This is a genomic window from Rhizobium sp. P28RR-XV (assembly GCF_012641385.1).
GTDB lineage: Bacteria > Pseudomonadota > Alphaproteobacteria > Rhizobiales > Rhizobiaceae > Rhizobium.
In genome coordinates this window covers 226,354-238,385 of the sequence record NZ_JABAIG010000010.1, presented here as the reverse complement: position 1 = coordinate 238,385, position 12,032 = coordinate 226,354, and the positions used below count along the sequence as shown (strand labels likewise).

Genomic DNA, 12,032 nt, shown 5'->3' with positions numbered 1-12,032 from the left:
GCGAGCGGTCTTCCGGCTCCGAACACGCCTTGAGCGCGATCCTATTTGCCGCGCACTTTTGCGCGGCTTGCTCTATCTTTTGGCTGCAACGGTCGGCCGCTCCCGCGACGCCGCATTCAGTGCCTTCATCGCGGCCTGAATGAAGCCCTCGCGCGCCGCGGCGATCTCTATGCCGCGCGGTTCGTAGACATGGCGATGCAGGAAGAAGCCGGTCAGGCGGAAGGCGGCCGCGAGGCTTTCCGTATCCGCGGCGACCACGGCTCCGGTTGATAGAAACGGCGGCAGCGCCAGCATCTTATCCGCCCAAGGCATACCGGCCGCACGGCAGACGGCACGTCCGGTCTTGGGCGAAACGAAAGCCAAGTCCTCGCGCACGCCAGTTGCCGCGCATTCGGCCAAATCGAGGCCGAAACCCAGATCGTTCAACACGGCAAGTTCAAAGCGCACGAAAAGCTCACCAGCGTCGGCGGGATTCTGCAGGTTTTCAAGGATCACGTCGAGCGCGTCGTAGAGATGCGGATGCGGGTCCCGCTCCGGCAGCAGCCGCAGCAAGGCGGCCATCGCCTGCACGCCGTAGACGGCGGTCGCGGTCTCCATCAGCCGCGCGGCCCGGAGTGTGACCGGTTCCATGCGAAATTCGCCGAGATGCTCATGCAGCCTTGCCCGCCAGGTTACCTCGACGAGATTGCCGGCCTGCAGCACCGGCTGCATGGCGCGCGAGCGGCCTGATCGCACCAGCCCCATATGGCGGCCGCGGGCATGCGTCATCACCTCGGCGATGACGCTGGTCTCGCCAAGGCGCTTGACGCCCAGAATGATCGCGTGGTCCTGCCACTGCATTGGCCAGCTGCCCCGAAAGATTTTTGCGATTCGAATTTAAGGCAAATGCCCGCCGCTGTCACATGGCACTGGAATCGCCAGCCGCCAATGTATGAACAAAGAGGCGCATGGCTTGCTCATCGAAGGGCTTGTTCAAAAGCGGCACATGCCGCAGGTCCGCCGGGAAATCGAGCGTATCGGAATAACCGCTGACAAAACCAAAGGAGATGCCGCGATCCATCAACAATCGGGCAAAGCCGAAGCTCGTCGACTCCCCGAGGTTCACGTCCAGCATCGCAAAATCGTAGTGTTCGGAATGCACGGCGTTGACCGCCTGTTCCAGATTTGAAGCAATCTCGATCTGTTGAATTCCCACGAGACGAAGAATTTCCTCCGCCTCCATGGCAATAATGAGATTGTCTTCCAGAATAAGGACGCGCTGAACCGTCATATCAGCGCCATCCTTGCACCCGCACGCCAGTTGGCGCTCCCCGTAAAAAGTCCCACATCTATCCCTCCGGTGCCAATCATCGGCCCGTATTGAATGAATGGATTTTCCCATTCGTACTGGCTTAGTCTCTTGCAACATGACCTTGCCTCCAAACCGCTTCGCACTTTTTGCACTGCGGTACTATGGGCTCGTTGACGTGCTCCAATCGCTTTTGCCGCCGGGGTTAGTAAAAGGTGAAACTGGTGGAAAAGTGACGGTGAAAATAATCTATGCTGATACAGTTGCTGTCAGCATTTAAAAAAGACATGCTGCTTTGCATCGAGAATAACTCAGATGAAGGGACGCTTGCCCGAATCAAGTCCGTCCCAACCGGCAAGTGCGGCAAGCCCTTCCCCATCCAAAACTTCGCAGCCTCGCTCCTGCCAGAGAAGCAATCCTCGTGCAGCCAGCTTTTTCAATGTCTTATTGGTGTGAACAACGGAAAGGCCCAGCGTATCCGCCACATGCTGCTGCGTGACGGGAATGACCTTGCTGCCATTAAAGAGACGAAGCGCTCCGGCGCGCTGGTGCAGGTATGCGATCAGGTAGGCTGCGCGCTCGACCGCGGACCTGCGTCCGATGCTCAGGAGATGTTCATCCAGAATCCGCTCCTCCCTTGCAGCAATCCACGTCAGGTCGAAGGCAAGAGAGGCGTGCGAATTGTAAAGGGTCATTAATTCGGTGCGCTCGAAAACGCAGAGCGATACCGGCGACAGCGCTTCGGTCGAGTGCTGCATCTCTCCCATGATCGAACCCTGCAGCCCGATGAGATCGCCGGGCATCACATAGTTGAGGATCTGGCGCCGGCCGTCCTCCAGGGTTTTGTAGCGAAAACCCCACCCCGACAGGATGGTAAAGAGGTGGGCGCTGTGGGCACCTTCGAGGAAAATCGTGGCGCCGGCATCGACAAGAAGCTCGCCCTTCTTGAAACTGCTGATGAAATTCAGCTCATCGCGGTCGAATTCACGAAAATGCGGCAGAGTCCTCAACGGACAGTGCTGGCATGATGTTCGCTGTCCATGCATCGTCGCAGCCTTCGCCATGAAACGCTCCCTGAATGGCAGCGGCATGGGCAACATGCCCGATAAGCCGCTGCATTATAAAGCACTCATGAACACAAAGCTTCATTAACGCGGGAAGTCCAGCCCCATTTCCCGGAAACGCTCGGGATCATCTCCCCAGTTCTCGCGAACCTTGATGAAGAGGAAAAGATGTACCGGCTGCTCCAGGATTTCGGAGAGTTCCTTGCGCGATGCAGTCGAAATCGCCTTGATCGTCTCGCCGCCCTTACCGAGCGCAATCTTCTTCTGACTTTCGCGCTCGACATAAATCACCTGTTCGATGCGCACCGAACCGTCCTTGCGCTCCTCCCACTTTTCCGTCTCGACATGCGAAGAATAGGGAAGCTCCTGATGCAGGCGCAGAAACAGCTTTTCGCGGGTGATTTCGGCGGCAAGCTGCCGCATCGGCAGATCCGAAATCTGATCCTCGGGATAGTACCAGGGTCCTTCCGGCAACGTGTTCGCCAGATAGTCCATGACGTCGTCACAGCCGGAGCCGTTTTCAGCCGAAATCATGAAGGTCTGATCGAAGGCAATCTTCTCATTGGCTGCGGCGGCAAGCGCCAGCAGATCTTCGCGGCGAACGCGGTCGATCTTGTTCAGCACCAGGATCTTCGGTTGCGAAACCTCTTTCAGCCCTTCCAGAATCGCTTCGGCATCGCCGCGCAAACCACGCTCGCTGTCGATCAGCAGCATGATGAGATCGGCATCCTTGGCGCCACCCCAGGCCGACGTCACCATCGCGCGGTCGAGACGGCGGCGAGGCTTGAAGATGCCGGGCGTATCCATGAAGACGATCTGCGCATTGTTGTGAATGGCGATGCCGCGCACGATCGCGCGCGTCGTCTGCACCTTGTGGCTGACGATCGAGACCTTCGCACCCACGAGCCGGTTGACCAGCGTCGACTTGCCGGCATTGGTGGGGCCGATAAGGGCCACGAAGCCCGAATGCGTCGGGCCGATACGTTCAACCGCGCCGTCCTCGGCGGGCGTGTCCTGCTGATTGCTCATTTTTCCATTATTCCCCGGCAGTCACTTCCCAGTCAACTGAGGCTGCCATACGCCTTCACGCTCCAGGATCCGCGTCGCCGCCACTTGTTCGGCCGCACGCTTGGAGCGTTCAATTCCTGTCTCGGGCGCCGTTCCCGCCACTTCCACCGTCACGGTGAAGCGTGGATCATGATCCGGTCCGCTGCGATCATCAACCCTGTAGACCGGGGTGACACCGAATTTCGCATGCGCCCATTCCTGCAATTCCGTCTTGGCGTCGCGCCTTGCACCTTCCGGACGGATGGCGCGGCGCTCCCAAAAGCGCAGGATGAACGCGCGCGCGACTTCAAGCCCGCCATCCAGATAGAGCGCGGCTATCAGGCTTTCGACGACATCGGCGCGCACGTTCAGCATGCGCTTGCCCGTCAGTTTCTTCACGTCGGCGCCAGTGCGGATGTAAAGATGCAGCTCCATCTCGTCGGCGACTTCGGCGCAGGTCTCGGCGCTGACGAGCTGGTTGAGGCGAACCGAAAGCTCGCCTTCCGTCGCTGCGCCGAAGGTCTTAAAGAGCAATTCCGCGATGCACAGGCCGAGAACCCGGTCGCCGAGAAATTCCAACCGTTCGTAGTTGCCCGTCTTGTGCGTGCGTGCGCTGGCATGCGTCAGCGCACGGTCGAGACGCTCCTTCTCGGCGAATTCATGGCCTATCGCAACCTCAAGCTTCGCACGATCCGCCTGGGAGAGCGCCTGCGCCTTCGTCATTCGACAACCTTGAAGAGGCGATCCCAACGCATGTTGGTCGGCCATTTCCAGACCTCGCGGAACGAGGTGTCGTGACCCAGCGAGAAGAAGATGACGCTGGCGCGGCCGATGAGATTTTCGGCGGGCACGTAGCCGACGTCGAAACGGCTATCGTCGGAATTGTCGCGGTTGTCGCCCATCATGAAGTAATGAGCGGCCGGCACGACATATTCCTGGGTATTGTCACCACGGGAATTGGGCGAAAGGTCCAGCGTGTCATAAACCTTGCCGCTATCCGGCAGACGCTCGCTATAGACGGGGATGTTATCGCCCGGCTCCTGGCTGTAGTCCGAGGAGAACGTGCCGTGCGGCTCGCGCGGAACGGCCTGGCCGTTGATGTAGAGGATATCGTTCTTGACCTGAATGCGGTCGCCCGGCAGGCCGATCACGCGCTTGATGTAGTCGACGTCCGGGTTCGGCGGGAAGCGGAAGACGACGACGTCGCCGCGCTTCGGCTCGCTACCCAAAATACGGCCGCTGAAGAGGTCCGGCGAGAACGGCAGCGAATATTTCGAATAGCCGTAGGCGAATTTATTGACGAAGATGTAGTCGCCGACAAGAAGCGTCGGCATCATCGAACCCGACGGGATGGTGAACGGCTGAAAGAGAACCGTTCGGATGATCATGGCCAGGACGAGCGCCTGGACGATAACCTTGATGTTTTCCCACAGGGCGTTCTGCTGTTTTACGGCTTTCTCGGACACGCAGTCTTATTCCTTTTTCGCACCCCACCGGCGCACTTGCTTTTAGGCCCTGTCTACTCGCTTCACATCATTGCGGCAATGGCGCGGATGCCAAAAGCGACAGATGGCTGCGATTCAGCCATCTGCCGGCAATGCCTCTATGATCACAAAAGCCTGAGCAAGAGGAAAATCATCCGTTATCGTCAAATGAATGGCGGCGCGATGATTTGGCGGCAGCATGGACGCCAGTCTTTCGGCCGCCCCGCCGGTCAATTGCATCGTCGGCTTGCCGCTCCGCAGATTGACGACGCCCATATCGCGCCAGAAGACGCCTTGCGCCAGGCCGGTGCCCAAAGCCTTGGAACAGGCTTCCTTGGCGGCAAAGCGCTTGGCATAGGATGCCGCCTTGTTCTTGCGGCCTTCGGACTTGGCGCGCTCGATGTCGGTAAAACAGCGCTCGGTAAACCGAGTGCCGAAACGCTCGATCGTCTTCTCCACCCGGCGGATGTCGATGAGATCGCTGCCAATGCCGATAATCATGGGAAGGCCCTCCTGGCGGCCGGGGCGATGTCAGGCACCGTCAGACGCTCGATGCGTTTTCGGCAAGCGCCAGCCGCTCGCGGGCGCGCTCCATCAGGCGCTCCTTGCGGCGCGTCTTGAAGGTCTTCACGCCATAATAGGTGAGCGCATAGACGATCACGCCGGTTACGATCGCCGGAGGAATGCCGCCGATCAGCATCGGCTTTAAAACCGGGTCCCATATTTGGGTGAGATCGCCCTTGTGCCACAGCGCCGGCAAATCGATGCTGCCACCCTGACTGCCGCTGTCGCGCGCCAGGATCAGATGGCCAATTTCCCAGGTGAAAGCCCAGATGAAGGGATAGGTGATGGGATTACCCGCCGCCAGGCAGCCGAGCGCCGACGCGATGACATTGCCGCCCACCAGATAGGCGATAATGATCGCCATCACGAAATGCACGCCGATGAAGGGTGTCCACGAGACGACGATGCCCGCAGCAAAACCGGCCGCAACCGAATGCGGCGATGCGGCAAGACGAACGAGGCGCTTACCGAAATATTGGAACGAGCGGACGAAACCCTTGCGGGGCCACAGGTGCTCCCGCAGTTTTTCCTTGAACGTCAGTGGTTTTCGGCGACGAAATAGCATGCGGCTTATCTAGTGCAATGGGGGCCGTCATGACAAGACCGGCCTTGTGTATCACGCACCGATTAAGAACCGAAAGTGCGGCCCTTTTTGGAACTCCACCTGCTCAGGATGCAGAAAATGGGCGTTCTCTCTTTTGCGGGAAGCAATCCCGCGAGATCGGGGATGCTCCAAGGGCGCAATAACGACGCGCCCTCCTGGTCTTTTAAGTATTAACGGCTGTTAACGCTGACGGAACAGACCGCGGTCGACCTGACGCTGACGATATTCAAGGTCAAAACGGTCGTGCGAGCCATTCAGGTAAGCCATTTCGCGGTCTTCAACACTCGGAACACGCAGGGCGCGGGCGATTTTCTTGATCGGGCTAAACATTGTCTTCTCTCATCTCTGTTTCGTTTCTTCGATGAATAGAAGATAAGCGCGATCAAGGTGAATTACCACCGCTCTAAAATAGACGCAGCCATGCGCTAAGCGCATATCTATCCGGAAAGGTGCTCGAATTTCGTCATAAAATGATCACAAAATATGCAGTCTGCCTTGGATCGAAGATAGCGCCGGACAGATCTCACTCGTAAAGACGCTTTACCGTGGCAATACAGTCGAGCTCCTTGAGCTGCACCAGAAGCTGGTTGAGCTGGCGCAGATCCCAGACTTCCACATCGAGCGCCATTTCGGTGAAATCGGCGGCGACGCGAACGGTATTGAGCACGCGAATATTGACATCGACATCGGCGACGGTCTGCGCCACCTTGGCCAAAGTGCCCGGCTCGTTCAGCGCGTTGATCATGATCCGTGCCGCAAAGCGGGACTTGTTGGCCTCGTCCAGATCCCAGCGTACGTCGATCCAGCGTTCCGGCTCATCATCGAAGCGCTGCAGGACGGGCGACTGGATCGGATATATGGTGATGCCCTTGCCCTTTTCCATGATGCCGACGATGCGATCGCCGGGAACGGCGCCGGTCGGGGCGAAATGCACCTCGACATTGGCTGCCAGGCCACGGATCGGCGGCGCCTCGGCATCGGTGCCGTCAGCCAGATCGGCCTTGGTCTTGCCGGGGATCTTGAAGATCATGCCCGAGGCGCTGCGGACGTTGAACCAACCTTCGTCGCCGGCGGGCTTCACGGTCACGCGCTCATCCTGATGATCGGGATAAACGGCACGCAGGACATCCAGCGACGACATCTCCCCCCGCCCGACGGCGGCGATCGCATCCTCGACATCCTTCTGACCGAGGCGATGCAGGGCCGGCTTCAGGGCATCACGCGAGAAGACCTTGCCGGCGCGCTCGAAGGTGCGCTCCAGGATACGGTGGCCAAGGCCAGCATATTGCTTGCGAATGGCAAGCCGGGTCGCGCGGCGAATGGCGGCGCGCGCCTTGCCCGTGACGACGATCTCTTCCCAGGCGGCCGGCGGCACCTGCACACCGGACCGGATGATCTCGACTTCGTCGCCATTGTTCAGCCGCGTCACCAGCGGCATGATGCGGCCGTTGATCTTGGCGCCGACGGTCGTGTCGCCGATATTGGTATGAACGGCATAGGCAAAATCGATCGGCGTTGCGCCACGCGGCAGAGCGATCAGCTTGCCCTTCGGCGTAAAGCAGAAGACCTGATCCTGGAACAGCTCGAGCTTCGTGTGCTCGAGGAACTCTTCCGGGCTGTCGCCTTCGGCCAGAGCCTCGATGGTATGGCGCAGCCAGGAATAAGCATTGCTTTCGCGGGACAGCAGCTCCCCATCCGCACCATTGCCATTGCTATTCGTACCGTCCTTATAGAGCGTGTGGGCGGCGATGCCGAATTCGGCGATCTCGTGCATGCGCTTCGTGCGGATCTGCAGCTCGATGCGCTGGCTGGAGGGGCCGACGATCGTCGTGTGCAGCGAGCGGTAGTCATTCTGCTTCGGCGTCGAGATATAGTCCTTGAACCGTCCGGGAACGACGCGCCAGCGGGTGTGCACGATGCCGAGCGCACGGTAGCAGGATGGAATGTCGTCGACGAGAAGACGGAAGCCATAAATATCGGAAAGCTGCTCGAAGGAGAGCGACTTCGACTGCATCTTGCGGAAGACCGAATAGGGCTTCTTCAGCCGGCCCTTGACCATGGCATTGGCAAGGCCGTTGGCAACAAGCAGATCGCGCAGCTCGGTCTCGATCTTCTTGACCAGGCCTTCATTGCGCCGCGACAGCTCCTCGAGGCGCTTGGTGACGGTGTCGTTCGCCTCCGGATTGATGTGGCGGAAGGAAAGCTCTTCCAGCTCCTCGCGCATGTCCTGCATGCCCATGCGGCCGGCGAGCGGCGCATAGATTTCCATCGTCTCCTCGGAAATGCGGGCGCGCTTTTCCGGCGACATATGATCAAGCGTGCGCATATTGTGCAGCCGATCGGCAAGCTTGACCAGCAGCACGCGCACGTCATCGGAAATGGCGAGCAGCAGCTTGCGCAGGTTTTCAGCCTGCTTCGCCTTCTTGGTGACGAGATCGAGCTTCTTGATCTTGGTGAGGCCTTCGACCAGCCGGCCGATATCTTCGCCGAACAGTTCGTCGATCTCGGCCCGTGTCGCCGTCGTGTCCTCGATCGTGTCGTGGAGGAGAGCGACCGCGATGGTCGATTCATCCAGACGCATATCGGTCAGGATGGCAGCAACTTCGAGAGGATGGGAAATATAGGGATCGCCGCTGGCACGTTTCTGCTGGCCATGCTTCTGCATTGCATAAACATAGGCCTTGTTGAGAAGAGCTTCGTTGGCATCGGGCTTGTATTTCTGCACGCGCTCGACAAGCTCGTATTGCCGCATCATTCCGAGGCTACTCCCGCAAAAACAAAAGCGCGCCAGTCATATGACCGGCGCACGCATTTCCCCATCATATCGCTCCTGCCCGGAGCATCAAGCTCGACGATCAGTAATCGTCGCTTTTTTCCGGCGGAACCAGACCTTCGATACCGGCCAGAAGTTCTTCTTCCGACATCTGGTCGAACGTAACGGTCTCCGGCAGATCTTCTTCCTCGTCGCTGGAGGCGGAGGCGCCGGCTGCGAGCAGGCTTGCCGGATCGGGCTCGGGCTCATCCACTTCCACATGCTTCTGCAGCGAATGGATGAGATCTTCCTTGAGATCATCAGGCGACAGCGTCTCGTCGGCGATTTCGCGCAGCGCAACAACCGGGTTCTTGTCGTTGTCACGGTCGATCGTGATCGAGGAGCCCTGCGAAATCAGGCGGGCGCGATGGCTGGCGAGCAGCACGAGCTCGAACCGGTTCTCTACTTTATCAATGCAATCTTCTACTGTGACACGGGCCATTGCCTGTCCTTTGCGGTCGTGATGTCGTCATCATGTCTCGGAGTAGCACGCCGATACAAGCAAACGATGGCAAATTCAAGTTTTTCCTGTTTGAGCGCCTTCGCACTCCCTGGGAAAGTGCTAAAATTACCCTAGACAAACGGCGATTTCTACCTGCGATTGCTTGGAATATCACATTTCGTGCCCTACATCTCGGTTATATGAATAATTCATAAAGTACTACGAATTATTCTTCAACGCTTTGCAACGGATTGTTTTAGCTGAACTTTGAATGAAATCATTACGTTTTTATAACAGCGGATATGTAAGCGATGTTTGACCCACGCGAAAAAATTGCACTCTTTATAGATGGCGCCAATCTCTACGCTGCATCCAAGAGCCTCGGTTTCGATATTGACTACCGCAAGCTCCTAAAAGCTTTTCAGAAACGCGGATATCTCCTGCGCGCCTATTATTACACCGCTCTTATCGAAGATCAGGAATACTCCTCGATCCGCCCGCTGATCGATTGGCTCGATTATAACGGCTACAAGGTCGTCACTAAGCCGGCCAAGGAATTCACGGACTCCATGGGTCGCCGCAAGATCAAGGGCAACATGGATATCGAACTGGCGATCGACGCCATGGAGCAATCCGAAACCGTCGATCACCTGGTGATCTTTTCCGGCGACGGCGACTTCACGAACCTCGTGGAGGCCCTGCAGCGCCGTGGCCGCAAGGTGTCGGTCATCTCGACCATGGCAACCCAGCCGCCGATGATCGCTGACGATCTGCGCCGGCAGGCCGACCATTTCATCGATCTCGTATCGCTGAAGGCAGAGATCGGCCGCGAGGCTTCGGAGCGCCCACAACGTCCCGTCGAACCGGCGCCCGCCTCGACGGATGTCGAAGAGTAATTGGCACTGCGTCAGATGCGTTCGATGCTTGCCGAAGGGTAATTGCGTGCGCGGCGGAAGCGTTTCGTGTTTGACGCGGCCGCCGGCCCTTCGCTGAGGCATCCTGAGCCTGCCGAAGAGGCATTCGTCGCTGCAATCCGCAGTATAGTCGCCGAGGGTAGTTGCGCGCTTGCCGCGGCCACCGGCCCTTCGCTGAGGCTCAGGGCGTTCGTCGCTGCAATCGATTCACTGGATCGATTGCTCGGGCTTTGCCCGATCGCTCCTCACCCTCACCCTCACCGATTGTCCTTGAGCAGACGGCTCTTCTGCCTGTTCCAATCGCGCTCCTTCTCGGACTCGCGCTTGTCATGCAGCTTCTTACCCTTGGCGAGAGCCAATTCCAGCTTGGCGCGGCCTCGGTCGTTGAAATAGATCTTCAACGGCACCAGCGTCATGCCCTCGCGATTGATGGCGGAGCGCAGCCGGCCGATTTCGCGGCTCGAAAGCAGGAGCTTGCGGCGGCGGCGCGGCTCGTGATTAAAGCGGTTCGCCTGTAGATACTCCGGCAGATACGAGTTGATTAGCCAGATCTCGTTGCCTTCATCCGAAGCATAGGATTCAGCAATGTTGGCCTTGCCTTCGCGCAACGACTTGACCTCCGTGCCCATCAGCACGAGCCCTGCCTCATAGGTATCGATGATCTCGTAGTTAAAACGGGCCTTGCGGTTTTCCGCGACGACCTTGTTCACTACACGTTGGCTGCCTTTGGGGGCCATGATTGTTCTTCTTTTCTTGTATCATTCCGGCGGCAGCCTTCGGCGCGCCAAGTTCCTGCACCCTAAATAAGCGAGACCGCCCCCCTTGTGAAGAGAGCGGCCTTGCAGAGAGTTTCGCCGATGCTTGCTATGGGTCAGTTCAGAAGGCCGGCGTGGCGCATGGCCGCATCGATAGCAGCCTCCGTGCCCGGTTCCAAGGTCGACAAAAGCGGCGAACGGACGTTGCGGCTCATGCGACCAAGGCGTGAAAGACCATATTTGGCGCCGCAGAGACCGGGCTCGAGGAAGATCGCCTTGTGCAAAGGCATCAGGCGATCCTGATATTCGAGAGCCTTGGCATAGTCCCCGGCAAGCGTGGCTGCCTGAAATTCGGCACACAGGCGCGGCGCGACATTGGCGGTCACGGAAATGCAACCGATGCCGCCATGGGCGTTGAAGCCGAGCGCCGTGGCATCCTCGCCGGAAAGCTGGCGGAAATCGCGGCCACAGCTGATGCGCTGCTCGGAGACGCGCTCGATCTTGCCCGTCGCATCCTTCACGCCGACGATATTGCCGTAGGTCTTCGCAAGCGCCCCCATCGTCTCCGGCGTCATGTCGACGACCGAGCGGCCCGGAATATTATAGATATAGATCGGCAGCTTAACCACCTCGGCAACGGCGGCGAAATGCGCGTAAAGCCCCTTCTGCGTCGGCTTGTTGTAGTAGGGCGTAACGACCAGAACCGCGTCGGCACCGACGTTTTCGGCATGCTGCGCAAGCTCGATCGCCTCGCGGGTATTGTTCGAACCCGCTCCCGCCATGACCGGAACGCGCTTATTGGCGACTTCGATGCAAAGCTCGACGACCCGCTTGTGCTCGTCATGCGACAGGGTCGGCGATTCCCCCGTCGTGCCCACGGGCACCAAACCCTTGCTACCCTCTTTTATCTGCCAGTCGACATGCGAGGCGAAGGACGCCTCATCCACCTTGCCGGCGTCAGTAAAGGGCGTAACGAGTGCGGGAATGGATCCCTGGAACATGCAAGTCTCCTAGCGGCGCGGCATTCATGCTTCGGCCGCAATCCATGGTTATGAATC

The 12,032-nt window shown here is 58.7% G+C and carries 14 protein-coding genes; 1 reads left to right on the top strand and 13 read right to left on the bottom strand.

Annotation, left to right across the window (positions count from 1 at the left end; translation table 11 throughout):
- Nucleotides 1-72: 72 nt before the first annotated feature.
- From recO to rpoZ, 11 genes are all read right to left on the bottom strand, one after another.
- Nucleotides 73-840 (bottom strand): DNA repair protein RecO, encoded by a 768-nt coding sequence (gene recO / locus HGP12_RS22290; protein ID WP_168842090.1) that lies wholly within the window; start codon nt 838-840, stop codon nt 73-75.
- Between the two features lie 58 nt (nt 841-898).
- Nucleotides 899-1,408, bottom strand: coding sequence for a response regulator (locus tag HGP12_RS22285; protein WP_246703504.1), 510 nt, complete (start codon nt 1,406-1,408; stop codon nt 899-901).
- A 191-nt stretch (nt 1,409-1,599) separates the two neighbouring features.
- Nucleotides 1,600-2,352, bottom strand: a complete 753-nt coding sequence (locus HGP12_RS22280) for a Crp/Fnr family transcriptional regulator (RefSeq protein ID WP_168842089.1) — start codon at nt 2,350-2,352, stop codon at nt 1,600-1,602.
- Nucleotides 2,353-2,436: 84 nt separating this feature from the next.
- Nucleotides 2,437-3,381: a GTPase Era gene (era, locus tag HGP12_RS22275; RefSeq protein ID WP_168842088.1), complete on the bottom strand. Its 945-nt coding sequence runs from the start codon at nt 3,379-3,381 to the stop codon at nt 2,437-2,439.
- A gap of 21 nt (nt 3,382-3,402) precedes the next feature.
- Nucleotides 3,403-4,122 carry a ribonuclease III gene (rnc, locus tag HGP12_RS22270; protein WP_168842087.1) on the bottom strand — a complete coding sequence of 240 codons (720 nt, stop codon included), beginning with the start codon at nt 4,120-4,122 and terminating at the stop codon, nt 3,403-3,405.
- On the bottom strand, nt 4,119-4,865 hold the full coding sequence (lepB, locus tag HGP12_RS22265; protein WP_168842086.1) for a signal peptidase I: 747 nt from the start codon (nt 4,863-4,865) through the stop codon (nt 4,119-4,121). The genes rnc and lepB overlap by 4 nt, the downstream gene beginning before the upstream one ends.
- A gap of 114 nt (nt 4,866-4,979) precedes the next feature.
- Nucleotides 4,980-5,384, bottom strand: a complete 405-nt coding sequence (acpS, locus tag HGP12_RS22260) for a holo-ACP synthase (protein ID WP_168842085.1) — start codon at nt 5,382-5,384, stop codon at nt 4,980-4,982.
- A gap of 40 nt (nt 5,385-5,424) precedes the next feature.
- Nucleotides 5,425-6,012, bottom strand: coding sequence for a DUF2062 domain-containing protein (locus HGP12_RS22255; RefSeq protein WP_168842084.1), 588 nt, complete (start codon nt 6,010-6,012; stop codon nt 5,425-5,427).
- Nucleotides 6,013-6,231: 219 nt separating this feature from the next.
- Complete coding sequence (locus tag HGP12_RS22250) at nt 6,232-6,381, bottom strand: DUF3563 family protein (protein ID WP_120663420.1); 150 nt, start codon at nt 6,379-6,381, stop codon at nt 6,232-6,234.
- Nucleotides 6,382-6,574: 193 nt separating this feature from the next.
- Nucleotides 6,575-8,806 carry a bifunctional (p)ppGpp synthetase/guanosine-3',5'-bis(diphosphate) 3'-pyrophosphohydrolase gene (locus HGP12_RS22245; protein WP_168842083.1) on the bottom strand — a complete coding sequence of 744 codons (2,232 nt, stop codon included), beginning with the start codon at nt 8,804-8,806 and terminating at the stop codon, nt 6,575-6,577.
- A 100-nt stretch (nt 8,807-8,906) separates the two neighbouring features.
- Nucleotides 8,907-9,305, bottom strand: a complete 399-nt coding sequence (gene rpoZ / locus HGP12_RS22240; RefSeq protein ID WP_069616142.1) for a DNA-directed RNA polymerase subunit omega — start codon at nt 9,303-9,305, stop codon at nt 8,907-8,909.
- Between the two features lie 311 nt (nt 9,306-9,616).
- Here rpoZ and HGP12_RS22235 point away from each other — a divergent pair, with 311 nt between their 5' ends.
- Nucleotides 9,617-10,201, top strand: a complete 585-nt coding sequence (locus tag HGP12_RS22235) for an NYN domain-containing protein (RefSeq protein ID WP_168842082.1) — start codon at nt 9,617-9,619, stop codon at nt 10,199-10,201.
- A 275-nt stretch (nt 10,202-10,476) separates the two neighbouring features.
- Here HGP12_RS22235 and smpB read toward each other — a convergent pair whose 3' ends face one another.
- Nucleotides 10,477-10,956 (bottom strand): SsrA-binding protein SmpB, encoded by a 480-nt coding sequence (gene smpB, locus HGP12_RS22230; RefSeq protein ID WP_168842081.1) that lies wholly within the window; start codon nt 10,954-10,956, stop codon nt 10,477-10,479.
- A gap of 134 nt (nt 10,957-11,090) precedes the next feature.
- Entirely contained in the window at nt 11,091-11,975 is an 885-nt protein-coding gene (gene dapA, locus HGP12_RS22225) for a 4-hydroxy-tetrahydrodipicolinate synthase (protein ID WP_168842080.1), read from the bottom strand.
- Nucleotides 11,976-12,032 lie beyond the last annotated feature (57 nt).